The sequence below is a fragment of the Pantoea sp. USHLN256 genome, from assembly GCF_037149875.1.
Lineage (GTDB): Bacteria > Pseudomonadota > Gammaproteobacteria > Enterobacterales > Enterobacteriaceae > Pantoea > Pantoea nemavictus.
On the sequence record NZ_JBBCQO010000001.1, the window covers coordinates 823,066 to 850,064 of the forward strand.

Here is a 26,999-nt window from a genome sequence, read left to right on the forward strand (position 1 = left end):
AATCCCCGTCAGGCGTTCTATAGTTCAGTCGCGATATCTACTGACGAGACTATGTAATGCGTATTAAAGGACTTAATTTAGGCTTTTTTATCGTTATTTTGGCGATCGTTACCTTCGCCTTTTTTGATGTGCTGACACCTTATTTCTCTGCCATTTTCTGGGCCGCGATTCTGGCGGTGATCTTCCATCCCTTAAAGTCGCTGCTGCGCCGCAAAATGGGCGATCGTAACGGCCTGGCGTCGTTTGCGACGTTACTGATTATCTGCCTGATTGTATTCACCCCGCTGGCGCTGATCACCTCTTCGATGGTGGTTGAAGTCAACACGGTGTACACCAAGCTGCAAAACAACTCCGCACAGTTCCCGGCGGTGTTTGCTGATTTGCTGCAGCATCTGCCTTCCTGGGCGCGCAACTATCTCGCTGAAAACAACCTGAACAACGCACAAGAGATTCAGCAAAAGCTTTCTGGCTTTGCGCTGAAAGGCGGCCAGTACATGGCCGGCAGCGTGTTCCTGATCGGGAAAGGCACCTTCACCTTTACCGTTGGTTTTGGCGTGATGCTTTACCTGCTGTTCTTCCTGTTGAAAGACGGCGCCTGGCTGGTCAATCTGATGCTGGAAGCGCTGCCGCTTTCAACCTACGTTAAACATCATCTGATGATGAAGTTTGCGGCGGTATCGCGTGCCACAGTAAAAGGCACGGTGGTGGTTGCAGTGGTGCAAGGGGTGCTTGGCGGCATCGCCTTCTGGATCACCGGCATTGATGGCAGCTTGTTATGGGGCACCTTGATGGCGTTCCTGTCGCTGATTCCAGCGGTGGGCTCGGCGATTGTTTGGGTGCCAGCGACCATCTTCTTCTTCGCCACTAGCGCCATCTGGAAAGCCCTGTTCCTGATTGGTTTCTTCGTGGTGGTGGTGGGTCTGGTGGATAACATCCTGCGTCCGCTGCTGGTGGGTAAAGACACCAAAATGCCTGACTACCTGATTTTGATCTCTACGTTGGGCGGCATGGAAGTGTACGGCATCAACGGTTTTGTGATTGGACCGCTCATTGCCGCGCTGTTTATTGCCTGCTGGAATCTGCTCTCCGGTCGCGATAACCGTGAGAACTCAGAAGAGATCGACGAAGAGTTTATCGAGGAAGGTAAAACCCGCGAGGAAGAGGGAAAGATTCACGAGTAAGCATTTCAAACGGCTACCGTTTATCGGTAGCCGCAATCCTGCATGAGAATATCGTCTCACCATTTGCTATCATCGTTGCATTCATTACGGCTTGCACGAAAAGAGAACAACATGTCCATGGAATCCTCCTTAGCGCGTGAAAATCAGGTGCTGTCAGTGTTTGATTTTGACGGCACGTTGACCATTCACGATAGCTTCATCCCGTTTCTGCGCTTCAGTTTTGGCAAACGCGCTTTTGCGCGCAAAATTGCCAGGTTAGCGCTGCCCACGCTGCACTGCATGCGGAAAAAGCTGACGCGTGATGAGCTGAAAGAAGTGCTGATTAAAACCTTTTTGACCGGCGTCGAGGAGAAGTGGATTCGTCAGCAGGCGCAGCTATTCTGCGCGGCAAACTGGAACAAGTTGATGCGCCCGGCAGGCCTGTTGGCGGTGGCTGCTGAGGTGAACTCCAGCGCGCAAGTGACCATCTGTTCCGCCTCGCCTGCGATGGTGTTAGAGCCGTTTGCTGAGCGTTTGGGCATCAATCTGATCGGCACCCAATTAGAGGTGGTGGACGGCATTCTCACTGGCAAGATTACCGGTCACAACTGCCGCTGCGGGCAAAAGGTCAAGCGACTGGAAAGCGTCTACGGTCCGCTGCATAACTATCACCTGCGCGCCTGGGGCGATACGCGCGGTGATTTTGAATTACTGGCCGCCGCGCAGGACCCGCACTGGCGTCATTTCCATCCAACGTGGAAAAAACGCCGCGTGCCGATGGAAAAACTGCGCATGTTGCGTCTTGATCCTTAGCAGCGCTATATCGGCTGATCAGTAAATCCGGTCAGCCTTTGCCGCATCCAGCCAGGGTTTAAACTCCTCCAACAGCAAATCATACAAACGATCCTCAGCCAGACTGGCGAAATTATCGATGGCAAAGAAATGGGTGTTGTCGATGCGGCGATCGTTGAAGTTATCCAGATCCTGCAGAATACCGTAGTTACTGCCGCCAAGCCCGACGAACTTCCAGAAGATCGGATAATTTGCCGAGCGGCGAATCGCCTCTTTAATGGCGCGCGTTTTGCTGATGCCGCCATCGGTAATAAACACTACGTATACCGGTAAGTCACTGTGGCGGAAGGTATCATTCAACTCTTCCATTACCGGCGGCTCGTTATTGGTGCCGCCCAGTCCGGGTAAAATCTCCCACGCTGACTGCTTGCCACCACGCTGAATCATAGCGATATAGCCATCAAGATTGTCCAGCGTGACATCGGGATATTTTGCGTGTTGCTGACCAAAGCCCCAGACATCCATCGAACCGTCATCATCAAACTGCGCCGCCAGCACTGCAATACGATCCAGTACCGCCTGCACGTTGCCCTTACTAAACTGCCCTTTCATCGATCCTGAAGCATCCAGCACAAATGCCACTCTCGCTTTTACCGTCTGCAGCTGATATTTGCTCAGGCTAACGGTGGCATTTTTTGCCAGGCTCACTAACCGCGGCGCTTTCTCCTGCAGTTTTTTCTCCAGGCTAACCACCGTTGGCGCAGCGGGTTGCGCCGTGGGTTGCGCGATATCGACGCCAAAATTGCGTGCCAGAGGTTCAAGTCCACCGTTGAATCCCTGCCCTAATGCTCGCAGTTTCCAGCCGCCGTTGTGACGATAAACTTCTGCCAGGATCAGCGCTTTCTCGCTGCGCCCCTGCGTTTCCGGGCTGAAGTGAGCAATATTCTCTGCTGTCAGAGTCAACGTGTTGAGCGCGGTCAGCATCTCATTGCCGTCAATCACTAAGGTGATGGCAATCTTGCTTACGTCTGCAGCGATTTTATTCAGATCCAACGTGAGGCTGCTGCCCTGCGGCGTGTTTTGCATCACCACGCTGCGATTGGCTGTGGAGGGCTGATTGAAGAAGATGAAGTCGTCATCACCCCGCACTTTGCCGTTGGCATTGAGCAGGAAAACGCTGCAATCCACCTCACCGCTGAAGGTGGATGTGGCGGCATAGTGCAGGTGAAGCGTCAGCTGCATACTTTGCAGCGGGAGATTCTGGCCCGGTTGTAACATCATACTTTTAACCTCCTGTTAAGGATGCGTCCTTTAGATAGTAAAAAGCCCCGGACCAGCCGGGGCTTTAATAACACTATTTTAAATCAGACGCTCACGCCGTGCTGCGAAGCCAGTGCAGCCAGGCCGCCTGCGAAGCCTTGACCAACGGCTTTGAATTTCCATTCAGTGCCGTTGCGATACAGCTCGCCAAACACCATTGCGGTTTCGGTCGAAGCATCTTCAGACAGGTCAAAACGGGCGATTTCGGCGCCGTTATCATTGTTGAAGATACGCATAAAGCTGTTGCTCACCATGCCGAAGTTCTGCTTACGCGCTTCTGCATCATAAATGGTGACCGCAAACACCAGCTTCTTCACATCAGCCGGCACTTGAGACAGGGTAATTTTCACCTGCTCGTCATCGCCATCGCCGGCACCGGTGCGGTTATCGCCCTGATGCTCAACGGAACCACAAGCGCTCAGCTTATTGTTGAAGAAGATAAAGCCGCTGTCGCTCAGCACTTTACCGTCGTCGCCAACCATAAACACTGAAGCATCAAGGTCAAAGTCCTGACCATCGGTTACACGTGCATCCCAACCCAGACCCGCCATGGCAACATTCATGGTTGGTGCTTCTTTAGTCAGGGAAACGTTACCGCCTTTTACCAGAGAAACTGCCATTTTAAAGCTCCTGCTTTTAATTGGATGATGCGGGCAGCGCGCGGCTGCCCGTGAGAGTTAAGTCAGCGATTAAGACGCGTTGATACCGTACTGAGCACATACCGAGGCCAAACCACCGGCATAACCCTGGCCAACCGCACGGAATTTCCACTCGGCACCGTTGCGGTACAGCTCGCCAAACAGCATGGCGGTTTCGGTTGACGCATCTTCGGTCAAATCGTAACGCGCCACTTCACTGCGGTCGTCATCGTTAACCAGGCGGATAAACGCGCCTGAAACCTGGCCAAAGCTCTGACGACGGGTCTGTGCATCGTGGATGGTGACCACAAATACAATTTTGTCGACGTCAGCGGGAATCAGGTCCAATTTGATTTTCAGCGATTCATCATCGCCATCGCCTTCACCGGTACGGTTGTCACCGGTGTGCGAAACGGAACCGTCAGAAGAGACCAGGTTGTTATAGAAAATAAAGTCAGCATCGCCGCGCACTTTGCCGCTGGCGGACAGCAAGAACGCTGACGCATCAAGGTCAAAGTCCTGACCATCGGTGGAACGTGCATCCCAGCCAAGGCCAACGAGGACGTTTTTCATGGTTGGTGCCGCTTTGCTTAGCGAAACGTTACCGCCTTTAGAAAGAGAAACGCTCATTGTAATTACCTCTTGGTTAATGATTTTTCAGACTCATTACTGGTTGAAGATCAGCTCTCTTCTTTTTCCTCGGGTTTCCCGGGGAACATCACGCTGAGCACAATACCGACCGCTAACACGCCGAGTACCACAAACAGGCTGGCGCTAGCAGAGATGCTGTAGCCGTGATGCCAGATATGATCGGTAGCATTCAGACCCAGTTTCACCGCGATGAAGAACAGCAGCACGATAACGGCTTTCTCCAGGTGAACCAGATACTGCTTCAATGCTTCAAGGACGAAATACAGAGTACGCAAGCCGAGGATGGCGAACATCATGGCGCTATAGACGATCAGCGGTTCACGGCTCACCGCGATAATCGCCGGTACCGAGTCAAAGGCGAACATCACGTCAGAGAGTTCAACCACCGCCACACACAGCATCAACGGCGTGGCATACAGCGCCGCTTTCTTGCCGCGACCGACCGTCACATCTTTGTTTTCTGGCTTCTGCAGCTCTTCATCGACTTCCTTCTGATTCAGCAGGAAAGCGTTGCCACGCATTTTTGGCCAGATCGGGAAGAAGCGCTTCACGCCGCGATAGGCAAGATGCTGCGAGTAGTCTTCGATCTCGTCGCTGTCTTCGCCGCTTTTCAGCATCATCACCGCCGTCCACGCAACGATCAGCGCAAACACGATTTCGACGTACGGACCGAGGCTCAGCAAGCCGGTACCGATCGCCACGAAGATGCCCCTGAAGACGATAGCACCGATGATGCCCCAGTAGAGCACGCGGTGACGATAGCGGTCCGGAACGGCAAACCACGAGAAGATCGCCATCATCACGAACAGGTTATCGACGGAAAGAACTTTCTCCAGCGCGTAACCGGTCACGAACAGGCTGGCAACTTCAGCGCCGTGATGGATATAGAGGAAGCCGGCGAAACCCATCGCCACTGCAACCCAGAACACCGACCATAACGCCGCGCTTTTCAGCGAAATTGGCTTGTCGCCACGGTGCATGAACAGGTCGATAAAAATAGCCCCCACTGACAGCGCGATGAACACCGCGACGGTTTCAGCTGGAAAGCCAATGTGTGTAGATACCATGATTAACCCTTAAAGGACGAAACTTAAAGCCCAAATATTGCTGGATCGAAGCCCAAAGCCACGGCGATTTCGCGCACCGCTTTTTGCTCGTCAGCATCAAAATCACCATCACTTTTACCGACAGCAATACCTACACGGATCGCCAACTGCGCGGCTTCCGGCTGATCTTTTAATGCCAGGATGTACTTCATGGTTTCGCCCTTGCCGATTTCCAGATCGAAATCGAAGCTGCTTACCAGCTTGTTGAAGAACTCAATCACTTCCGTGGTATCAAAAACTTTCAATTCTTCAGACGCACGCAGAAAACCGATCATCTTCTGCTTCTCTTCTGCGCTCACGCCGCCATCTGCAACCGCAATGCGCGCGCAGACTGCAACTGTACCCTGCATAAATTTCTTATTTTTAAAGCGGCTAACCTGTTTGGTCAGCTCATCGCGGCCGGAGTTAAATGCCCCTTTGACCTTGTTGAAAAAGCTCATAGTAGATCCTCTGTCTGTAATTATTTAGAACCGGCTCGCCAGTTGAATCCCCAACCGAAAGCTTTGTCCATATCGGAATGCCCGTTAAAGAACTGATTGATACGCTCGACGCGGATACTGCCGTTCTCATTGACGAGGCGAGCAATCGCACACATGTTGCGGCGGTTCTCCCCTTCCGTCATACGCGTTTCAATCGGTGGCTGGTCTGGGATGTGCAGCGTCACTACGCCATCCGTTTTGTCCCAGCTGGCCGCGCCTTGGTAGATGAAGGCAAAAATCAGCACTTCACGAATCTGGCTCCACTCGCGACCGTTAATGTGCAGCCATTCACCATCGGTAACCTCGCCAGTGCGATCGTCGCCCTGCAAGTGTACGAAAGGTTTGGCATGCATGGCGCCAAAGTTGCCGCCGAGTGCCTGAATCACGCCGCGCGAACCGTCTTGCAGCTCAACGAAGGCGCCGAGATCGAGATCCACGCCTTTGTTGCCGCCGAAGAAGGAGCGCAATCCGCCGCCACCGCTGTTTGTCTCACGATGCCAGTTGAGGTTAATGCGGATTTCACCGAAGTTATCGCGCTTGGTCAGGCTGATGGCTGGTTTCTCTTTGGTGAGAGAAACTTTGCTCAGATTGATTTTTGCCGGTGCAGGCGTTGGTGCTGGAGCTGGTGCTGGAGCCGCCTGCGGCGCTGGAGCAGGCGTTGGTGCCGGCTCAGCCACATCGACACCAAAATGTTCCGCCAGCGGCTGCAGGCCGCCGTTGAAACCCTGTGCAATAAAGCGGAATTTCCAGTCATTATTGCGACGGTACAGTTCGCCGAGGATCAACGCCGCTTCCTGACGTCCCACCAGCTCCACGCTGCCGTTCAGCAGCACTTCGCCGCCCTGCTCCACCTGAATTGCCAGGCGTTGCAAACCCGACACGTTGCGGCCGCCGTCACAGGTGACGGTGAAGGCAACTTTCTGTACCTCCGGACGCAAGCGGTTGAGATCGACAGCAAAGGCAGAATTGTGCCCTTCGCTTTTCAGGCTGATGGTACGGTCATCGTTATCCGGCTGACCGTAGAACACCATGTCGGCATCGCCATTCACTTTGCCGCTGGCAAACAGACGAAATGCCGAAGCATCAACGGCGCCGCCAGACAGCACGCGCACCGTCAGCAGATTTGCGGGAACGGGAGCATTGCTCCCCGGCGTCATATTCATTAGCGCACCACTGCGGCAACGATGTCGTTTTGCATCGCGTCGATGGTACGACCCGCGCTCGCGCGGCCATGCGCCGTGAAGTCCCACAGTCCGCCGTTGCGGTGCAGGGAAGCAATCACGATGCCGGTGTGGCTGCCTTGCTCGGTCAGTTCATAGCGCGCCAGCTCTTTACCGTTTTGATCGACGACGCGGCAGAAAGCATTTTCCACTTCGTTGAAGGTCTGGCCTTGGAAGCTGTTCACCGTAAACGCCAGATACTCAACGTTGGCCGGCAGACGTGATAATTCGACGTTGATCACTTCATCGTCGCCATCGCCTTCGCCGGTCCGGTTATCGCCGCTGTGCTTAACGGCACCGCATTTCGAGGTCAATGCGCGGAACCAGATGGTATCAATGGCATTACCGGCTTGATCCAGTAATACGCAGCTGGCATCGAGATCAATTGAATCACTGCCGCCACCGAAAAGCTTGCCCATGAAGCCTTTCTTTTTAATTGGATCCCAGCCTAAGCCGAAATGGAGTTTATTCAGCGAAGCGGTTTGTTTGCTGAGTGAGACCGTCTGATTCTTGCTTAATGAAACCATGTCATAATTCCTTCAAACAGGTTTGAAAAGGGTTTTATATTTGTTTCAAATTCCATGAGGCCAAAATCATATCATGATGATATTGATGAGCGGCATTAATTTTCACAGCAATTTCATGAAACAAAATAAATCGTTTTATAAGAACAACTTAAGCAAATCACCGTGGTTCAACCCACGCACTAAACATGACAATTCTTTACATTAAAATTCATAAGGTTACGTTAGGGTAAAAAATCATATTATGATTGACTAGTTACGGCGTGATAAATACACTCGCAATCCATAACCCACCGGCAAGCCTCCTGCGGAAATAATTAGAAATGTCTCACAAAATTTGGCTAATGGAAGGTTTATCCTCCCAGCGCGATATAATTACTGGCATTACGTCTACAGCTAAAAAAAATAACTACAATGTGTCGATTTATGCATCGCATCGCCAACAGCGTAATGAAATACTTTCTTTGGCGGATCATGCATTAATAGAACCCAACGATGTTAATCAGCGCCTCGAATTTATTCTTTCTACCGTAGAAAAATACGCCATTCAGGCGATTCATACTGGCCGCCATGCCCATTGGTTTGAGGCACATCGCGCTGCCATTGAAGCCAGCGGCGCACGCTTAACCACGGGCGCGCGCGATCTCGCCATGCTGGATCTGGCTGACGATAAAGTCGCGTTTGCCCAGCGCATGGAGAGCCTCAACCTGCCGGTGGTGCCTTCGCTGCGCGTCGACTCACCGGCTCAGTTACGTGAGCTGATCGCCAGCCAGCCGTTTGGCGATCTGCCGCTGTGCGTAAAACCGGTTAAAGGCATTTATGGCATGGGATTCTGGCAGTTTGATGAAAGCGTCTCGCCGATGGCGGCGTTTACTCATCCGGATGCACGCCGGGTTAATGCAAAATATTACCTTCAGGCGCTGGAAGCCGCCGACAGCATGGAACCGCTGGTATTAATGCCGTGGCTGCCGGGGCCGGAATATTCCGTCGATATGCTGGCGGAAAACGGCAAAGTGCTGGCCGCCGTGGCGCGTCGCAAAGAAGGTGCGTTGCAGTATCTCGAGCACAGCGGCGAAGCCTTCGAGCTGGCACAAGCTTGTGCTGCAGCCATGGGCGCCGATGGATTGATCAACGTGCAGACGCGCAATGATGCCAGCGGCAAACCGTTATTACTGGAGATCAATATGCGTCCTTCCGGCGGCATTGGTTACACGCGCTTCAGCGGCGTAAATCTTCCCGGCTTGTTTGCGCTACGCCAGCTAGGCTTGATCAGTCAGCAGCAGGCAATCGACGAATCCCGCAGCGCCTTCGCGCCAGCCACCGTCCGCGCGCTGAGCGACGTGGTCGCTTACAACTCCGTCCTGTCCAACCAGGTTCAATGAGGAACATTCCATGACCACACTTTGGAGCAGGACGCTTTCATGCGGCACGCTGACCGTCACGCCCACCGGCGGCATTAGCGCCATCGACGACCTGTTTGAGATCGCCGAACGTCGCAATCCCAAGCGCGCTTTCCTGTTCGTCAGTAAAGTGCTCGGCCGCCATATTCCAGTTGAGCCGGAAAAAATGCGCGCTGTTTATCGCCAACTGGCCGAGCAGTTTCCGCCTTTCGCTGAGGGCCCGGTGCTGTTTATCGGCATGGCTGAAACCGCCGTTGGCTTGGGCGCAGGCGTATTCGATGAAGTGCGCCAGCGCGCAGGCGAAGCGGTGTATCTCACCTCGACGCGCCATGCGCAGCAGGCCGATTTACTGTGCGAGTTTAAAGAGAATCATAGCCACGCCACCGATCATCTGATCTATTTGCCCGATGACGCGCAGCTGCGCCATCGGGTGCTGAATGCGCGCACGCTGGTGATGATTGATGACGAAGCCACCACCGGCAACACCTTTATCAATCTGCTCGAAGCGCTGCGCAACGACGGCGGCTTAAAGCAGATCGAGCAGGTTATCGCCGTCACCCTCACCGACTGGAGCGGCGAGGCGCTAGCCGCGCGCTGTCCGGTTGCGCTGCGCAGCATATCGCTGGTGCAAGGTGACTGGCACTGGCAGCAGGACCCGGATGCCGCGCTGCCGCCGCTGCCCGCCGTCGCACTCAACGATGCTGCCACCGTGCCAATTACCGGTAAACAGAGCTGGGGCCGACTCGGCATGGCAGCCCCCACCGCCGATCTCGGTACAGCCATTCAGGCGCAGCCGGGAGAGAAAATTCTCGTGCTCGGCAGCAGTGAATTTGTCTGGGAACCCTTCCTGCTGGCCGAACGGCTGGCGGCGCAGGGCGCGCAGGTGAAATACAGCTCCACCACGCGTTCACCGATCGCCACCGGTTTTGCCATCGAATCGGCGATTGCCTTCGGCGATAACTACGGCCTCGGCATCGCTAACTTCGTTTATAACGTGGCGCATCAGCAGTTTGACCGCATTTTGTTGTGCATCGAAACGCCCGTCGACAGCGTGGATCCGCTGTTAACCGCGGCACTGGCCAAGGTTGCGCCCCAGGTTGAGGTGATTAGCTATGAATAAGCCGGTGATTTTTTCCGACCTTGACGACACGCTATTTCAAACGCGCCGCAAAATGGTGGACGAGCTGGATCTCGAGCCGTTCCGCACCGGCGCGCTCGATCTCAGCCTGCAGCCTCGCAGCTTTATGACTGAGGAGCAGTCGATGCTCGTCGACTGGATGATTGAGCAAGCCGATTTGATCCCGGTCACCGCACGCGGCACCGAAGAGATTGCCCGCGTGCAAGTCCCTTTCCGTTCCTGGGCAGTGACCACGCACGGCGCAGTGATCCTCAATCCGCAAGGTGAGGAAGATGCCGAATGGCGCGCGCACATGCTGGAACAACTCACGCCTTACGGTCCAGCGCTGCTCTCCATGCAGCAGGCGATTACCGACCTGATGGCAGAACGCGACATCAATGGGTGGGCGCGCATCAACTATGAATATGGCGTGACGCCGATCTATCTGGTGATGAAGCATCGCGACAGCACGCGGCTCGCAGAGCTTTACGCCATCGCCGATGAAATCGAGCAACGCTTCCCGACTGCCGGCTACTACATCCATCGCAACAGTAACAATGTGGCCTGGCTGCCGAACGTGGTGGAAAAAGGCTTAGCCGTCAGCTTTCTGCTGGAAAAACTGCGTAGAGAACGCGGCGTGTTCCCGGTGATTGGCCTTGGCGACAGCCTTAGCGATCACCGCTTTATGAAGCTGTGCAGCTGGTACGGCATTCCACGTCAAAGCCAGTTTGCCGAGCGCATCAACCAATCCCTATTCGGAGAACAATGAGATGGTGAATAACCTGCCTTTCTCTGGATCCTACCAACCCGGCGACGTCGAATTTTTGCTGAAACCGGTCGAAATCGACATGACGCCGGTCGAGCAAAAAGAGCAGCTGATCCAATCCGGCGCGCGTCACTACTCCGAGATGCTGAGCCAGGAACCGGAACCGACGCGCTGGCACCTCGAGCTGTTTTCCCGCGCGCTGGATCAGGGCGCGGGCCGGCTGGCGAAAGAGGTCACCATGCTCGCGCGGACGCTGGCACAGCAGTTTGGCGACACGCCGATTGTGCTGGTAAGCCTGGTGCGCGCGGGCGTGCCGCTCGGCGTAATGCTGCAACAGGCGCTGCGCGCGATGGGCCGCGAATCGCACCATTACGGCATCAGCATCATCCGCGATCGCGGCATTGATAGCGCGGCGCTGGACATCATTGAAGCGCGCCACGGCAGCGAAGGCATTGTGTTCGTCGATGGCTGGACCGGCAAAGGCGCCATCACCGGTGAGCTAATCCGCAGCCTGGAACAGCGTCCCGGCTATCCGGTGCAACCACGTTTAGTGGTGCTGGCCGATCCTTGTGGTCGGGCGTGGCTTTCGGCCAGCGATGATGACTGGCTGATCCCGTTTGGCATTATGGGCGCGCCGGTGTCGGGCTTGATCTCGCGCTCGTTGTGGTCTGAAGAGGGCTTGCACGGCTGCGTGCAGTGCGACCATTTGGAGCAATACGATTGCAGTCAGCAGTTGGTGAACACCGTGGCGGAATACGCGCGCGCGCTGGATATCAGCACCCTGCCCGCTTGCCAGCAGGATCCACAACATCAGCAACGGCTAGTCGCGCAAAGTGAAGCGGTGATCGCCATGCTGGCGGCACGTTATCAGGTGAACAGCATTAATCGCATCAAGCCGGGCATCGCCGAAGCCACGCGCGCCGTGCTGCGTCGTGTGCCGGATCAGGTGCTGGTGCGTTCGGTGGACGATCCCGACGTGGCGCTGCTGGTCTATCTGGCCCAACAAAAAGGGCTAACCATCACAGAAGCGGGAGCCGATCTTGGGCAATACCGCGCCGTGACGATAATCAAAAAGGTGCTGTGATGAACGACCGTCTCTCTCCGTGGCGTTTGGGCGCAACGCTATATATGCCGGCGGTGCGCAGCGATATCGTCGATGCCATTCTGCACAATAAAATCAGCGGCCTGCGCTCGCTGGTGATCTGCCTGGAAGATGCGGTGAGTGATGCCGATCTGCCGCAGGCGCTGCACAATCTGCAGCAAATTTTGCAGGTGTTGAATGCCGAACAGCGCGCTAATGGCAACGCGCAGTGGCCGCTGGTTTTTGTCCGTCCACGCAACAGCGAGATGGGCGCATGGCTGGTGAAAAACCTCAACCTCAGCGCGATCGATGGTTTTGTGCTGCCGAAATTCACCGCCGATTCTTTGCCGGTATGGTGGCAGATTCTCGAACCGAGCCATCTATGCATGATGCCGACGCTGGAAACCGAAGAGGTGTTTGACGTGGTGGCGATGCGCGAGCTGGCTCTCACGCTGCAGAACCATCCCTGCCGCCAGCGGGTGATCGCCCTGCGCATTGGCGGTAACGACTTGATGAATGTGCTCTCTTTGCGCCGCTCGCGTCAATTCACGCTGTATGACAGTCCGATGGGTTACACCATTAAAATGCTGGTGGCGGTGTTTGCTTCGCGTGATTTTGCGCTGACCGCACCGGTGTGCGAGCACATCGACGATCAGCAGACTATGGATCAGGAACTGGCGCTGGATATTGCGCACGGTTTAGTGGGCAAAACCGCCATCCATCCCAGCCAGATCGGCAAGATTCAGGAGATGCTGATGGTTTCGGCCAGCGATCAGGCTGACGCGTTCCGCATCCTCAACTCCAGCCAGGCGGTTTTCAAATCGCAGGGCGCGATGTGCGAACCGGCGACGCATCGCCGCTGGGCCGCCGCGATCCTGGCGCGCGCGCAGGAATATGGCATTGCACCGGATACCCGATCTGAGGATGCGCCGGTTTTTCGGAACCTATTTACCTGATATTTAAACACCCTCTGATACTGTCGAAAACCGTTTGCCAGGAGGGCGATACAGACCATTGAACTTTAACGCAGGCCTCAATCGACCATGCAACTCAGTACCCGACAGACACGCGTATTTATGCTGGCCTCACTGCTCAGCAGCGGCAAACCGATAGCGTCCAGCCGCATTTTAGCCTCGCTCGACTGCTCCGAACCCACGCTGACGCGCGCGCTAAAAGAACTGCGTGAATCCTGGTCTGCGGAGATCAAGTACAGCCGCCTCACCCACTGCTATCAGTTGACTGACGCTGGCAAACTCGACAAAAAAAGCCTGCGTCATATTAATGAAGCACTCAAGCTCAACGCTGAACTGCAGCAGAGCGAAACAGTCAGCCGGGTATTTCTCGACAAAGAGAAAAAGAAAGCGGTGTCGCTGTCATTACGCATGTCTGTTTTGAGGAAAATCGATCAGGTTGTACGGTTGAGTGAAACCACACGGAGCGATGCGGTAGAGATGCTGGTGGAGAGCGGGCTGGATGAGTTGATTGCGCGGTTGCGGCAGGTAAAAAAGTAAAAGTTAATAATATCTAAAAACGACCTTAAAATAGGCTGATAAATATATGCATTAACGTTAATTAAAAACTTCCATGAGAACATAAAACTGCAAAACTCATTAAAGCCAAAACAATATAATTTTTTTACTCTCATTATTAACGCCACCGTAACTCCATTCATTTTCGCGCATACATACTACTCGCCGGATAAATATAGCCTTACTATCTCCATCAGGCTGCAGCCCTGCGGTTTTATGACATCGTATGCTGCAAACCAAGCCAAAAAATTAAAACCCAATTAAATCAACGATAATAACCTATTAGCACCTGTTAATAGATAACGTTAAAGTTACTTTTAACAGCATCGTTAAAATCAGTTCGTAAATAGAGCCGCATTCCAAAATTTGAATTTCCAGCTTGATAAACTATCACTCAATGTAATACCTTCATCGCCACTGAAGTTTAAACATTGCGCGAAAAGCACAGAGTCCAGCTTTTTAACTGCACTCGTAATAAGCATTGGCAATGCACTCGATTTAATTTTTTATCGGGTTAAGGGATTAACATTACTCAGTAGTTACCAGGATGGTGCTCATGACCTCTGCAGATCACAACATCTCAATTAATACCCTCGACACTCTGATGCAGGAAACCTGGCTGCTGTCTCTCGCCATACGAAACGGACAAACCATCACCATTGATGATGCGCTCTACCAGCGCTGTTTCACCCTGATCGAGCAGGTCCAGGATAAACTCCTCGCCGCTGGTGCGCCCCCTATTTTCTGCGAGGAAATCACGTTCGCGCATAGCGTATTTCTTGATGAACTGATCATGACGATCCCGGATACAGACATCTCTGTCTGGTGGAAACGCTCGCCGCTACAAGGATATTTTCTCGCTCATCTTAATGGGGGTGAAATCTTCTACGAACGCATCAGAACGTTGCTGCATGAACCCGCGCCTGCGGAAACTCTTGTGGCCTGCTATTACCGCATGTTGCGCTTCGGCTATATCGGAAAGTGTCTGACGGAAGATAACGAAGAGCGTATTTCGCTGATGCAGAAGCTAAAAGCCTTATTACCTGAGCAGGCTGAATCACCCGACAAACCGATTTTTATTCAGCGTTCACCCTATAAATCATCGTTCTGGCAGCGCGCTCCCTGGCTTATTCGTAGCGGTATTATCGTTGCCATTGCTATTGCCACATTCATCATGAACGGTCATCTGCAATATCTGACTGGCAAAGGGTAAACGCCAGACCAATACATATTTCAGGAAGGAATCTGTTAATGGGCAGAAAGGATTTTGTTCTTCAGGGCGGAACTACGCCGGTTTATAACCACTATCAGCTAAACATCTCTGCGCTGAAAAACCAGCATCCGGATATTCAGTTATCGGTGCTACGCTTTAGTGGTGAGGAGGCGTTAAATACGCCCTGGCGCTACACCATTGAGATAACCAGTGCTACCCGCAATATTCCGGCTGAGATTTTAATTAACAGCGCGGCTCAATTGCTGTTTTATCCCGACGGTCAACCCTGGCAATCGGTAGAGCCACGCATTCTGCGCGGCGTAATTACTGCTTTTCAGCAGTGTGAGTCCTCTGCTGATGAAACGCGGTATGTGGTGACGCTGGAGTCTCGCCTGGCACTGCTACGATCCAGCCTCACGTATGCCGTTTATCAACACATGAGCGTGCCGGGTGTAGTAGAAGACATTCTGAAACGCTGGGAATTCTCTTCACTCGATTATCACTTCCAGTTAAGCACGCAGTATCCGGTGCGCGATTTCTATATCTCTTACGCCGAAAGCGATCTTGCATTTATTGAGCGCCACCTCGCACGTATTGGCGTGTTTTATTACTTCAGCTGGGATGAGGAAAATCACCGTGATGTGCTGGTGCTGGGGGATAGCGCGCAGGCATACGCCTCAGAAATGCCTATTGCATTTCGTCATCCGTCAGGCCTGTTTGATGGTGGACAGGAGTCACTGTGGAATATATCCATTAACCATCAGTCGGTTGCAGCAAGCACAAAACTCAATGATGAGTATTACCGCCATGCGCAGGATGACATGCAGGCCGAGGTTGAAACCGATCCCGATAAACCGGCACTCACTGGAACGCTTTACCGCTACGGTGAGAACTATCAGGAGCGAGGTAAAGAATTTCAAGCGCTGCCGGAACAGGGCCAGTGGTTTGCCCGGCGTCGCCAGGAACGCCTGATCACCGAGCAAATCACCTTTGCAGGCAGCACCAATGCCATGGAGATTCGTCCGGGCATGGTCATCTCGCCACAAGGCAAAGCGTGGCCGGATGCGCCGGATGGTCTGCTGGTCATTGCAACCTTTTCAACACGAATTTCACGTGATACTGCCTACGTTATTCGTTTCACCGCCGTACCGGTACGCTCCCACAGTCCCTATCGCCCACCGCTGAAAACCTGGCCGCACATCGCGGGAACACTGCTGGCACGCGTAAGCAGCCCGGTTGACAATGCGCAGTATGCCGAACTTGATGAACATGGACGTTATCGGGTGCGGTTCCAGTTCGATGTGAATGCGTCATGGCAATCCGGTTTTGAAAGCGTGCCGGTGCGGCTAGCGAAGCCCTATGCAGGGAATGTCTACGGCTGGCACTTCCCGCTGATAGCCGGAACGCAGGTAATGATTGCCTTCACCAACGGCGATCCCGACAGGCCGTACATCCTCTGCTCGATGCATGACTCGCGTCATGAGGACCCGGTTAATCTCTATAATTATCAACGCAATGTATTGAGGACGCCGGCAAACAACAAACTCAGGTTTGAGGATCGTCGGGGCTATGAGCATGTCAAACTCTCGACGGAATTTGGCGGTAAGAGCCAGCTATCGCTCGGTCATATCGTTGATAATGCCCGCACTAAGCGCGGTGAAGGTTTTGAACTGCGCACGGACAGCACGGGTACGCTGCGTGCCGGTAAAGGTCTTTTCCTTACTGCAGATGCGCAAATTACCGCAACCGGTAAGGTGCTGGAGATGGCCCCAGCGCTATGCCTTATCAAAGGTGCGCTCAGCCAGATTAGCGACTGGCAAACCATCACGCAGTCTCACCACAATTTCCAGCCCGATGCCGCCCATCTCAAGGCTTATCTGGCAGCTGTCGATCAGCTGAAATCCCCGGCAATGCTGCTGAGCGCACCGGAAGGTATCGGTGCAGTTAGCCCTAAAAGCATCCTTCTTAACTCAGGCACCACTCTGCACCTGCAAAGCCAGACGGAAACCAGTATTGCCAGCTACAAACGTATTCAGGTCAACGCCCGTCAGGCGATTTCTTTGCTGTCGCAGCAGGAGGGAATCCGCATGGTGTCAGGCAAAGGACCGCTGACGGTGGAATCCCATGCTGACACGTTGGGACTGACGGCGATGAAAGATATCAGCGTACAGACCGTGCAGGGGGAGCTGCGGCTGACCGCGAAAAACGGCATCGTGCTGGGCTGCGGTGGCGCAACCATCCGGATCACGCCGCAAGGCGATATACAGATCCATTCGCCGGGTAAAACCAGCATCCGTGGCGCGCATGCCTGGGATACTCCCGCCAGCGAAGAAACTCACTTGCCAGAACTGCCTAAATCGGTGTGCAAAGCGTGCCTGAAAAAAGCGCAGGAGGCGGCGCTGGCTTTTGCGCCGCGGGGCTAACGATGACAAATAAAGATAACGGCAAAGCATGGCTGAAGCAGGCTACTGCCCTCTGCACTGCAGCCGGGCAGGATTATATCGATGTGCTGGTAGATCAGGCCGGTAGCGCGCAGCCGCTGCAGCAGGCGCTGAACCAGATAACCCCGCCATTACGCTGGTTCGCGCTATTCGAAGGTACGCCGGAAGCTGCAACGGCAGAATATTCGCCGCTGGTAATGCGACTGCACTGGAGCGCCGGCAGCCACCAGCGCTGGCTGGAACAGCTGGTGGAGCATTTCACCGGCTCGCCACGCCTGACGTTACTGCTTTCACCGCTGGCGTTCGATCTGCAGAGCAGCCATCTGCAGGCACTCTCTCAGGTTCACTGGGAAGAGCAAACCGGCTTACTGCGTTACTACGACAACCGCGTGTTTCCCTCTTTGCTGGAACACGTCCTGACCCCAGAACAGCAGGCGGCGTTCACCGATATCGCGCTGTTCTGGAGCTGGCGAGATCGGGATGGCGAGCTAGTGTGGAAAACCGGCACATGGCACCCGGAGCGACAGCTTACTGATGCTCCGGCGATGAATCGCATTAGTGATGCACAGGTGGAGTTGATGGGATGTATCAGCGATGCCGAGGCGCTGATGAAAGAGCGGGCGACTACGTCTGGCTCTCGAGAAGCAGACTTTGCACACTGTTTCGCCATCGCATTAAAGGCAAGCCGGGCGGGTTATGTGGGCGATCTTCTGGACTATAAGGAATAAACCGAATGAAAAAACGGATATTAAGTACGTTCGCTAAGCAGGTAATCTGCGCAGTTTTATTTGTGCAGCTAGCTGGATGTGGAACTTTGTTACGTAGTGAAAGTAGCGAAAGGATATATCGCGGGGTAGATACCGATATTAAAAATGCCTCAAATGCTTATATGTGGCTTTTCTCTGTCGGTGTTTTACCTGTTTTTTCAGTTATCTCGTTACCTTTTGATGCAGTGATAGATACGGTTTTGCTGCCTGTAGATCTTGCTGTTAGCAAATCACCGACGGTAAATAGGCAACCTGCTACCAATTTCATTCCAATATTTGCCGTCAATATGACGAGCCAACCAGATGTTAATTATATCATCCGAAAGAAAAGTACTGGAGAAATACTTACGCAGTCACGGAGCAGAATTATTCCTCAGGCTGGTAGCGCATCAGGTAAAATTGATACTCGTTCCCTACTGACTGAAAACAATCCATTGCTTTCCCCAGAATCCGTGACGATTAGCTGGAATAATGTAAAAGAGCTCCCGATAGCAAAATCAACGGATACACGCAGTATGGTTAAGTCATTTACCCCCGATAATTATCTGCGTGAGGCAGCAAGTGTCATTGTACTGTTTATGCCCTGTAACCGAGTGATGCTTATTAATAATAAATCTGGATACTACCACTCTGAGTTTGTTGAGCAAAAACCTGTAAAGGAACTTTTCCAACAATTGAACTTTCTAGCCGAACAATCTCAATGTTCAGCTTCAGGGCAGGTAAAACTCTCAATGGAAGGAGTTTGGCAATGAATGAAGGATTATCAAATTGGCTAAAAAATGGATTATTATTTTTTATTACTGTAATGACTTCAGGGTGCTCGCAAGCAAAAAATGACGATGGTTATACCGCTGGGGATTTGAGCGGTATCAACCATATGGCTGACAGTGGTGTTAATTCGTTTTCGGTTAATGGATATGGCGGGAGGCTGACTGGTAACACATGCTGCATCATGCTTCCTGAAAAATGGACGCCCGAAATTAAAGCTCGGATTGAATGGGAAGTTGACCCTAATCCTGATGTAATTTTGCCTCCATTAGGGACTGATGAGTTCCGTAAAGCATATAAACAACATAGAACAAAATACCAGCAACACAGCGCCATCATTAATATTCCACAGTATGGCAAGGAGCGCTGTGGATTAACGGTGCATTTCCTGGCTTGTAATCAGGTGAAAGTGGCAACCGCGTGCTCTGGATACGGTACATCGGGCTACCCGATTAAAGAGCCTCTTAACATGAAGGAGCCTGCGACATGTCCCGTGAAATGAATTTAGCGCTGCCTTGTTTTGCACCACCGCTGTTCCCTGACAGTGGTCGCCTGCTGCTTAGCGAAGCGCAGGTTAATGCCAATTATAAAAAACAGATTCGCGAAGAAAATCATTATCGAGCCAGCCTGGCCGAAGAAACAAGTAAGAAAGGCATCATACCCTGCTGCCGGAGCCTACATATCAGTTTTTTTTTCGATGGTACGGGAAATAATGAAGAGAACGATACTCGCGTATCGAAACCGCCTCATCCAACCAATATCGCCAAATTATTTCATGCTACATATGCCAAAACAGCCGAACCCGATGGATATTTCGCCTATTACATTCCAGGTGTTGGCACACCATTCCCTAAAATTGGTGAAATGGATTACAGCAACGATGGGCTTGCTTTCGCCGCTGGGGGAGAAAATCGAATTAACTGGGCGTTATTAAGATTGGTGGATGCATTAACTTATGCCATTTCTAAAGGATCCAAACGCCTTAATGATGAAGTAGCGAAAGGTATGCTGTCCAGCATGCAGGCTCGCGGATCTTTTTCAGGAGAAGTGAACCGACGTAATGTGATTAACACTTTAGTAAAAGCGTTAAATAGCCAGGTAGTGGAAATCCAGCAGCCACATATTCTGGGAGTTAAGCTATTTATCTACGGATTTTCTCGCGGAGCTGCCGAAGCGCGGACTTTTGTTAATTGGTTAACTCAGATACCCGAACCCAAATTTAAAAACGAACATCTTATACTTGCTGGTTTGCCGATCAGTATTGAGTTTCTGGGATTACTGGATACGGTAGCATCTGTTGGTGCTGCTCACATTCTGCCAGGTGCCGCAGGTCATATGGGCTGGGCGGATAATAGTCAGCAATTACCTGATGAACATAAATTTCCGGGATTGATAAAGTGTTGTCGTCATTTCGTTGCCGCGCACGAGCAGCGTTTATGCTTCCCCCTTGACTCAGTCCGTCGCCCAGACGGCAGCTATCCGGCCAACACTCAGGAGGTTATTTACCCCGGAATGCACTCAGATGTTGGCGGCGGCTATCCTCCGGGGGATCAGGGAAAATCATGCAATGGCACAGGTGAAATTCTTTCGCAAATCGTTCTTCATGATATGTATGCTGCGGCCTTTGAGGCGGGAGCGCCATTAGCAGTTCTGCCTAAAAGTATCTCTGCACTTATAAAGGACATTTCACCTTCTCGAATGATGTCTCCCGAATCACAAGGAGAATTCGACTTCAGTAAATCACTAATCAAACGCTTCAACATTTGGCGTCAAACCCTGCTGAACACCACCCTACAAGGCAACGAAGAAATTGATGATAAGCAAGAAGGCTATCGTCCTTACCAGCTTTCTCAGGCGCTTGAAACAGCCCTAATCGATCAGATTGGCTGGATCACCGCCTGGCGCATTGGCCGCTATGCTCATGGCAGTATGCTTCCGCAAGGGGAGAAGTTTGCTGACAGTTTCTTCAACAAGGCACCGCAGTTAAAACCTGACGAACTTAAAAAAGAAGCGGAAGATCATAAAACAGCGGTAAGTGAACTTAACGCTCGTCGCGCCGAAGCGAAAAAGAATCGCAAACCGCTCGATGAAAGCTTACAGGGCAAACCCGATCTCGATCCAACCAACGCACAGTATCAGTTACGCGAAGCTGCCCGGGAATTTCAGCATGATTACAAGCTGTGGCGACGCGATATTAATGGTGACTGGAAAGCTCAAACCACACAAATTGTCCTGGATGTGATCCCCAAGCATGCCGTCTTCCTGATCAATGGTGATGATGAAGACGCTGAATACCAGCAGATGAAAGCCGATGGCAATCGACGCTATCCCCAACTGTTTATCGATAAGCTAGGCACCGGGATCCGCACGCAACCACGTGCCGACCTGCTTGCGCTCTATGATGAGCAAATTCACGATTCCCGCGCCTGGTTTATGCAAAGTGCATTGGGTGGACGCGAGCCCTGGGGCGGTTATTTCCGCTACCGCATGATTTACTGTGGTAACCAGACCAATAAAAATCTTCGCCTGATATCTGTCGAAGGCAAAGTAATCAACGCCGCGCCAACATCCAACAACGTCATCTATTTTATCGAACCCAAAACGGCCTATAACAGCGCCACTTATAAAGTGAAGGATACGGCAACCGGCGTGATTCAGACGCTGAATCCGCCGGCAGCCACCACGCAACCAGGGACCGCTGTAGCCCTTGCCCGCTCCGATGTTGTGACATCACAGCACCAAGCCATGATGACCTCTGCCATCGACATGCTGAAATCATCAGGAGCGAAAGTAGTATGACGCTCAAAAAATTGGTGCGCGTTGGCGATACGCTCAAACCCTACGGCGGCGAAGTGCTCAGCGGCAGTTTCGATGCTTTCGGCAAGTCAGTGGCCTGTGTTAACGATAAAGCGAAATGTAACGAGCACGGCATGACCACCATCATGCAGGGAGCGCCTAACAGCACCGTAAACGGTAAGCCCGTGGCGCTGGATGGCCACCGGTGCGCCTGCGGTTGCATGCTGGTCAGCTCACTGCCTGATATGGATATCTGCGGATGAATCAACCTCCGGTCTATGCTGACTATGCCGCCGTTCAACCTGTCCGCTGGCGGCGCTGGCGGGTGACGCTGCCCGTGCTGTTGTTTATCACAGCAATCACTACCATCCTGCTGTGGCCAGAAGGGAAACCGACCCGCTCGCCGCTATTCTGGTTCTGGGCGCTGGTGCTGCCATTGCTGTGCTGGTTGCTGGCGGTGGCATTGCGCTGGCTTATATGGCTGCAAAACACTGATAACAGTCGGACGCACCAAGCCGAAACGTCGCTGGCGCTGGATGCCTGGTGGCGCAAGCGTAGCCAGGCATTACCGGTTGAAACCGTACTGCTGGTGACGCCCGTCGGGGATGACATTGCCGAACATCTGGCGCTGTTGTCGCAACCGCCGGACGCATCGCAGCCGGGTATCAATGCTGAAGGTTACGCCGTGCTGCGCTGCCCGCTGGTGCTGAACGGCACACGCGATCGCTCTGCGATGCTGGCGGCTTATCTCGCTAACCGCTTAGCAGCCCATTTTCGTCAGGCAGTTGAAACACGCCTTGTCACCCACTTCTGCTGGCTCGGTGGTGATGAAAGCCTGGCCACCTTTAGAGAAACGCTGCTGGCCGAGGGCATGGTTTTGCCCGAAGAAATTCTCCGGCTTACGTCACGGACTGGCACTGACACCGTTATCGATCTTATCGCTGAAACTCCCCCAGCCCTGCTGCTTTGTGCTGGGAGTGGCGAAGGCGTGCCTGCTTACGACCAGGTCACCGGAGAAGCCGCCTTTGCCTGGCTCTGCTCAACGCGAGGCTCGGCGCTGCTGCACCGTTCAGAGTGTTGGCAGCCTGTGCCAGGTGAAACGGCTGCGCAGACCGTGTCGCAGCTATCCCGCTACGCCGGGCTGGCTGATGTGCCGGATCGGATCCTTGCGGCGGATGTTCCAGAGATGGAAGCGCTGCTGGATGGCGGCTGGTCTGCTCTGGAGCATGTGCTTGCTCCGTGGCTTGGCAACGCCGGGCAAATCACACCTTTTACCTTACGGTCGCTGGCGCTGCTCTCTGCGCTCAACGGTCAGTCCTGCGGCTGGATCGCCGCAGATCGGGAATCTCGATACATTACAGGAGTTTGTGTTCCCCGTGGAAACCTCACGCACTAACCCGCGATATTCGCTGTTCAGGCTGATTTGTGGCTATCTGATCGCCATTACCCTGCTGGTACTGATCGGCGCCGGACTGTATTACTTTGCTGGCAGCAGCCTTGATCTGCCTGAAGCTCTGCCGCGTCAGATTGCCTTCTGGTCGCTGATCGTCTGGCTGACGCTGGTGTGGTTCTGCCCGCTGTTTATGCTCGCCTGGCGTTGGCTGGTGCGGCTGCAGGCATGCGAGGTAACAGGCGCAACGGGAACGCAGAAGCCGCGGCCAGCAGACAATCAGAGGGCGCAGGATATTATCAGCCAGATGCGTTTCCAGTATCGATGGCGCTGGCGCAGCCGGGTGCGCATTCTGCTGGTAGTCGGGGATGAGCATCTGGTCGAACAGAGTATTCCGGGGCTGACAACCCAGCACTGGCTGGAGGGACACAATACCTTGCTGCTGTGGCACGGTAGCGCACAGGCGGATCCGCAGCCCGCGCAGCTTCGGGCGTTGCGTAAAATCCGCCGCCAGCTGGCTGATGCGGTGGTCTGGGTGGTCAATGCCGAAGCAGAAATGACGCAGGATCTGCTGGATACCACGGCCCGCCAGATGCAAAAACGCTACAGCCTGTTGGGCCAGGATATCCCGCTGTGGCTGTGGGAATGCCATGCGCCGTCGCTATCAACATCTCCCGAGCAAGGCATAGGATTTATTATTGCCCCCGATGAGAGTGCAGACGATTATCGCCAGTCGCTTGATGAGCTTGAGCACCAGCTGGTCCAGCGTGGTATGCAACAAACCGACCTTAATCGCCAGCACAGTTTTCTGCTGGAGCTGGCGCGCACATTGCGCAACGGCGGCTCCACGCGCCTGACAAAGACACTGTCGCAACTCTCAGAAGGCGCACGGGCGCTGCCGCTGGCGGGCCTGGTGCTCAGCCCATCGCTCACATCCGGCAGTGCTTCCCTGCTTCATGCCTGGCAGCCGGGAAAAGCATGGCGGGATTTGCTGGCGCTGCGCTGGCGTAAACCGGTGACTAACGGCGCTTCATGGCAAAAAACGTTGCTAATGCTCTGCTCCTGCCTGCTGGCAGTGTGGATGGCGTGCCTGGTGTTTTCCTATATTGCTAACCTTCGTTTGCTGCAGGCGGATCAGCATCTTGCAGCTGCGGCAACGGATACCCGCCAGCCGCTGCATCAGCAGCTGTTCGCGCTGCGGGAATTGCAGAAAGAGATCGAGCGTCTGCAGCACCGTCAGCTGTACGGTGCGCCCTGGTACCTGCGTTTTGGCCTTAGCCAGAACGATGCGTTGCTGCATTTCCTGTGGCAACCGTGGCAGCAGGCAGCCATGCCGCTGTTGCGTGACGCCTCCGCTCAGCGCCTTTCCACGCTAATGAGCGACTGGCGCAACCTGCCGCCGGACAGTCCGCGGCGGGCAGATGATGCCAAACAGATGTATGACCTGCTGAAGGCTTACCTGATGCTGGCGCATCCCGACCAAGCCGATCCGGCATTTTTCAGTACCACGTTGATGACAATCTGGCAGCAGCGCGATGGCATTATGGACGCCAGCTGGCAAAACAGTGGCGGCGACATGCTGGCCTTTATGATGACCAATCTGCCTGCGCATCCGGCATGGCGACTGGAGCCAGATATGCAACTGGTCAGCAGTATGCGTTCGGCCCTGCTGCGCCAGATGGGTGCCAGCAATGCCGAAGCCAATCGCTACCAGAAGCTGCTTGAACACGTGGCCCGCGACTATGCCGACATGACGCTGAGCGAAATGGTCAGCGGCACCGACAGCCGCATGCTGTTCAACACCGATGAAACCGTGCCCGGCGTCTTCACCCGCAAAGCGTGGGAGGAGGACATTCAGCCCGCAATTGAGAAAGCGGCGAAGGTGCGCCGGGACGAGATCGATTGGGTACTGAGCGACGGTAAACCGGCCAGCAACAATGAAGTCTCTGCGGAAACGCTTAAGACGCGGCTGACCGAGCGCTACTTCTCCGATTACGCCGGCGCCTGGCTGAAATTCCTTAACAGCCTGCAATGGCAGCGGGCAGAGAGCCTATCCGAATCGATTGAACAGCTCACCCTGCTGGCGGATATACGTCAATCACCGTTGATTGCGCTAATGAACACGCTAAATGTTCAGGGCCGCACCGGACAAACCGGCGGCGATCTTACCGATTCGCTGGTGAGCTCAGCAAAGCACCTACTCACTAGCGATAAAGCAAAAGGGATTGCTCAGCCACAGGGCGCGCGTGGTCCGCTGGATGCCACTTTTGGGCCGCTACTGTCGCTAACCGCGAGTGGCGCAGCGGCAACAGAGAGCCTCAGTCTGCAAACGTTTCTGACCCGCATCACCCGCGTGCGTCTGCGTCTGCAGCAGGTGACCAACGCCCCGGATCCGCAGGCCATGATGCAGTCGCTGGCGCTAACGGTTTTTCAGGGCAAAGCGGTCGATCTTACCGATACCCGCGATTACGGCAGCCTGATTGCTGCCAGTCTCGGTCAGGAGTGGAGCGGATTGGGTCAGGCGGTGTTTGTGGAGCCGATGGTACAGGCCTGGGAGCATGTGCTTAGCCCAACCGCAGAGAGCATTAACCATCAGTGGCAGAACGACATTGTTACTCCCTGGGATGAAGCGTTCGCCGACCGCTATCCGTTTGCTCATCGAGAAAGCGACGTCTCCTTGCCACATCTGGCGCAATTTTTGCGCACCGATACCGGACGCATTGCGCAGTTTGTTAACCACCGTTTAGGTGGCCTGCTGCGTCTGGAGGGTGATCGCTGGGTGCCGGATGCCATGCACAGTCAGGGACTGACATTCGATCCCGCTTTTCTCAATGCGCTAAACAAGCTGACGCGCATCGCCAACGTCGCCTTTGTCCGGGGAGACGTGGCGCTGCATTTCCAGATGATGGCAAAACCTTCCCGTGAGGTGGTGGAGTCTGCGCTGACGGTGGATCGCCAGAAGCTTGAATATTTTAACCAGCAAGAGAGCTGGCAAACGCTGAACTGGCCTGACAACCGCTGGCAGCCACAAACGACGCTCACCTGGCGCAGCGCCAAAGCGGGAACCCGCATTTATGCCGATCATCCGGGAAGCTGGGGACTGATCCGCCTGCTGGATAAAGCACGTATTACCGGGTTGGGCGGCAATATTTACCGGGTGGTGTGGCCAACGCCGGATGGACTGGCACTTAACTATCAAATTCGCACGGAGCTGGGTAACGGCCCGCTGGCGCTGCTCGATCTGCGCGGGTTCAGGTTGCCGACGCGCATCTTTGTTTCTGCCACGCCAGATGACGCCGCTTATCAGGGAGATGAACCATGACCCGCCGTTTCTTAAACATGCTGCCGCTCTGCTTTGCGACCATTCTGCTGAGTAGTTGCGGTGCCTGGCAAAAAACTAAACAGGGAACGGCGAGTGTGGCAAAAGCGGTGTTTTATCGTCAGGTGAACAGGTTGCATCTGACTTTCAACGCCCGCGCCGCGATCAATCAGGATGATGCTCACCACGCCATGCCACTGCGTTTAGGTATTTTCCAGCTCAGCGAACGTCAGACTTTCGATAACACCGAATACCACGATCTGCTCACGCAGCCAGACATTGTGCTGAAAGAGAGCCTGGTCGCGCAGCGACAACTCAGCGTAATGCCAGGGCAAAGCATCACTATGGCTATGCCGATGGAGCAACAGGCGCAGTTCGTGGCGATAGTTGGCCTGTTCCGCCAGCCTGACAGAGAGCGTGGTACATGGAAGCGGGTATTAAGCCGCGATGATCTTGATGCGGATACACCGCGCACGATTGAAGTAAGGGATAACACCCTAAATTTGGATTCATTGAAGTAAC

The 26,999-nt window shown here is 53.8% G+C and carries 25 protein-coding genes; 18 read left to right on the forward strand and 7 right to left on the reverse strand.

All coding sequences use genetic code 11. From position 1 onward, the window contains the following. The first annotated feature begins 56 nt into the window (after positions 1–56). Both WFL93_RS03925 and WFL93_RS03930 read left to right on the forward strand, forming a co-directional pair. Positions 57–1,181, forward strand: coding sequence for an AI-2E family transporter (locus WFL93_RS03925; RefSeq protein WP_007890725.1), 1,125 nt, complete (start codon positions 57–59; stop codon positions 1,179–1,181). 111 nt (positions 1,182–1,292) lie between these two features. After that, entirely contained in the window at positions 1,293–1,973 is a 681-nt protein-coding gene (locus WFL93_RS03930; protein ID WP_007890726.1) for an HAD family hydrolase, read from the forward strand. An 18-nt stretch (positions 1,974–1,991) separates the two neighbouring features. Here the strand turns inward: WFL93_RS03930 and WFL93_RS03935 are convergent, their stop codons facing one another. The 7 genes from WFL93_RS03935 to WFL93_RS03965 form a co-directional block, all read right to left on the reverse strand. Beyond that, entirely contained in the window at positions 1,992–3,233 is a 1,242-nt protein-coding gene (locus tag WFL93_RS03935; protein ID WP_336777279.1) for a vWA domain-containing protein, read from the reverse strand. Positions 3,234–3,316: 83 nt separating this feature from the next. Further along, the gene (locus WFL93_RS03940) at positions 3,317–3,892 is read right to left on the reverse strand and encodes a TerD family protein (protein WP_049850873.1); all 576 of its coding nucleotides are present in this window, start codon (positions 3,890–3,892) and stop codon (positions 3,317–3,319) included. A 69-nt stretch (positions 3,893–3,961) separates the two neighbouring features. Continuing rightward, positions 3,962–4,540, reverse strand: a complete 579-nt coding sequence (locus WFL93_RS03945; RefSeq protein WP_137385348.1) for a TerD family protein — start codon at positions 4,538–4,540, stop codon at positions 3,962–3,964. A gap of 50 nt (positions 4,541–4,590) precedes the next feature. Continuing rightward, positions 4,591–5,628 (reverse strand): TerC/Alx family metal homeostasis membrane protein, encoded by a 1,038-nt coding sequence (locus WFL93_RS03950; RefSeq protein WP_336777280.1) that lies wholly within the window; start codon positions 5,626–5,628, stop codon positions 4,591–4,593. Positions 5,629–5,651: 23 nt separating this feature from the next. Further along, positions 5,652–6,107 carry a tellurite resistance TerB family protein gene (locus WFL93_RS03955; protein WP_007890731.1) on the reverse strand — a complete coding sequence of 152 codons (456 nt, stop codon included), beginning with the start codon at positions 6,105–6,107 and terminating at the stop codon, positions 5,652–5,654. 20 nt (positions 6,108–6,127) lie between these two features. Further along, entirely contained in the window at positions 6,128–7,309 is a 1,182-nt protein-coding gene (locus tag WFL93_RS03960) for a TerD family protein (protein ID WP_336777281.1), read from the reverse strand. Beyond that, positions 7,309–7,893 carry a TerD family protein gene (locus WFL93_RS03965; RefSeq protein WP_007890733.1) on the reverse strand — a complete coding sequence of 195 codons (585 nt, stop codon included), beginning with the start codon at positions 7,891–7,893 and terminating at the stop codon, positions 7,309–7,311. The genes WFL93_RS03960 and WFL93_RS03965 overlap by 1 nt, the downstream gene beginning before the upstream one ends. Before the next feature lie 320 nt (positions 7,894–8,213). Between WFL93_RS03965 and WFL93_RS03970 the strand changes: the two genes are divergently transcribed. The 16 genes from WFL93_RS03970 to tssJ all read left to right on the forward strand — a co-directional run bounded on the left by WFL93_RS03970 (position 8,214) and on the right by tssJ (position 26,998). Further along, the gene (locus WFL93_RS03970) at positions 8,214–9,272 is read left to right on the forward strand and encodes an ATP-grasp domain-containing protein (RefSeq protein WP_336777282.1); all 1,059 of its coding nucleotides are present in this window, start codon (positions 8,214–8,216) and stop codon (positions 9,270–9,272) included. Positions 9,273–9,282: 10 nt separating this feature from the next. Continuing rightward, complete coding sequence (locus WFL93_RS03975; protein ID WP_336777283.1) at positions 9,283–10,410, forward strand: phosphoribosyltransferase domain-containing protein; 1,128 nt, start codon at positions 9,283–9,285, stop codon at positions 10,408–10,410. Further along, positions 10,403–11,176 carry a hypothetical protein gene (locus tag WFL93_RS03980; protein ID WP_336777284.1) on the forward strand — a complete coding sequence of 258 codons (774 nt, stop codon included), beginning with the start codon at positions 10,403–10,405 and terminating at the stop codon, positions 11,174–11,176. The genes WFL93_RS03975 and WFL93_RS03980 overlap by 8 nt, the downstream gene beginning before the upstream one ends. A gap of 1 nt (position 11,177) precedes the next feature. Continuing rightward, positions 11,178–12,257 carry a cysteine protease StiP family protein gene (locus tag WFL93_RS03985; protein ID WP_336777285.1) on the forward strand — a complete coding sequence of 360 codons (1,080 nt, stop codon included), beginning with the start codon at positions 11,178–11,180 and terminating at the stop codon, positions 12,255–12,257. Next, positions 12,257–13,210: an HpcH/HpaI aldolase/citrate lyase family protein gene (locus WFL93_RS03990; RefSeq protein WP_336777286.1), complete on the forward strand. Its 954-nt coding sequence runs from the start codon at positions 12,257–12,259 to the stop codon at positions 13,208–13,210. The genes WFL93_RS03985 and WFL93_RS03990 overlap by 1 nt, the downstream gene beginning before the upstream one ends. Positions 13,211–13,297: 87 nt before the next feature. Beyond that, positions 13,298–13,765 carry a hypothetical protein gene (locus WFL93_RS03995; RefSeq protein ID WP_007890739.1) on the forward strand — a complete coding sequence of 156 codons (468 nt, stop codon included), beginning with the start codon at positions 13,298–13,300 and terminating at the stop codon, positions 13,763–13,765. A 574-nt stretch (positions 13,766–14,339) separates the two neighbouring features. After that, positions 14,340–14,996 carry a type VI secretion system protein TssL, short form gene (gene tssL / locus WFL93_RS04000; protein WP_336777287.1) on the forward strand — a complete coding sequence of 219 codons (657 nt, stop codon included), beginning with the start codon at positions 14,340–14,342 and terminating at the stop codon, positions 14,994–14,996. Between the two features lie 38 nt (positions 14,997–15,034). After that, positions 15,035–17,419: a type VI secretion system Vgr family protein gene (locus WFL93_RS04005; protein ID WP_336777288.1), complete on the forward strand. Its 2,385-nt coding sequence runs from the start codon at positions 15,035–15,037 to the stop codon at positions 17,417–17,419. Positions 17,420–17,421: 2 nt separating this feature from the next. Then, on the forward strand, positions 17,422–18,165 hold the full coding sequence (locus tag WFL93_RS04010; protein ID WP_336777289.1) for a DUF4123 domain-containing protein: 744 nt from the start codon (positions 17,422–17,424) through the stop codon (positions 18,163–18,165). Positions 18,166–18,170: 5 nt separating this feature from the next. Continuing rightward, complete coding sequence (locus WFL93_RS04015) at positions 18,171–18,956, forward strand: YceK/YidQ family lipoprotein (protein WP_336777290.1); 786 nt, start codon at positions 18,171–18,173, stop codon at positions 18,954–18,956. Further along, complete coding sequence (locus tag WFL93_RS04020) at positions 18,953–19,474, forward strand: DUF3304 domain-containing protein (RefSeq protein ID WP_336777291.1); 522 nt, start codon at positions 18,953–18,955, stop codon at positions 19,472–19,474. The genes WFL93_RS04015 and WFL93_RS04020 overlap by 4 nt, the downstream gene beginning before the upstream one ends. Then, a complete protein-coding gene (locus tag WFL93_RS04025; protein ID WP_336777292.1) occupies positions 19,459–21,771 on the forward strand; it encodes a T6SS phospholipase effector Tle1-like catalytic domain-containing protein in 2,313 nt (770 codons plus the stop codon). Before WFL93_RS04020 ends, WFL93_RS04025 begins: the two co-directional genes overlap by 16 nt. After that, positions 21,768–22,031, forward strand: coding sequence for a PAAR domain-containing protein (locus WFL93_RS04030; protein WP_336777293.1), 264 nt, complete (start codon positions 21,768–21,770; stop codon positions 22,029–22,031). Before WFL93_RS04025 ends, WFL93_RS04030 begins: the two co-directional genes overlap by 4 nt. Next, a complete protein-coding gene (locus WFL93_RS04035; protein ID WP_336777294.1) occupies positions 22,028–23,164 on the forward strand; it encodes a hypothetical protein in 1,137 nt (378 codons plus the stop codon). Before WFL93_RS04030 ends, WFL93_RS04035 begins: the two co-directional genes overlap by 4 nt. Continuing rightward, positions 23,145–26,480 carry an ImcF-related family protein gene (locus tag WFL93_RS04040; protein ID WP_336777295.1) on the forward strand — a complete coding sequence of 1,112 codons (3,336 nt, stop codon included), beginning with the start codon at positions 23,145–23,147 and terminating at the stop codon, positions 26,478–26,480. The genes WFL93_RS04035 and WFL93_RS04040 overlap by 20 nt, the downstream gene beginning before the upstream one ends. Beyond that, the gene (gene tssJ, locus WFL93_RS04045; RefSeq protein ID WP_336777296.1) at positions 26,477–26,998 is read left to right on the forward strand and encodes a type VI secretion system lipoprotein TssJ; all 522 of its coding nucleotides are present in this window, start codon (positions 26,477–26,479) and stop codon (positions 26,996–26,998) included. Before WFL93_RS04040 ends, tssJ begins: the two co-directional genes overlap by 4 nt. Position 26,999 lies beyond the last annotated feature (1 nt).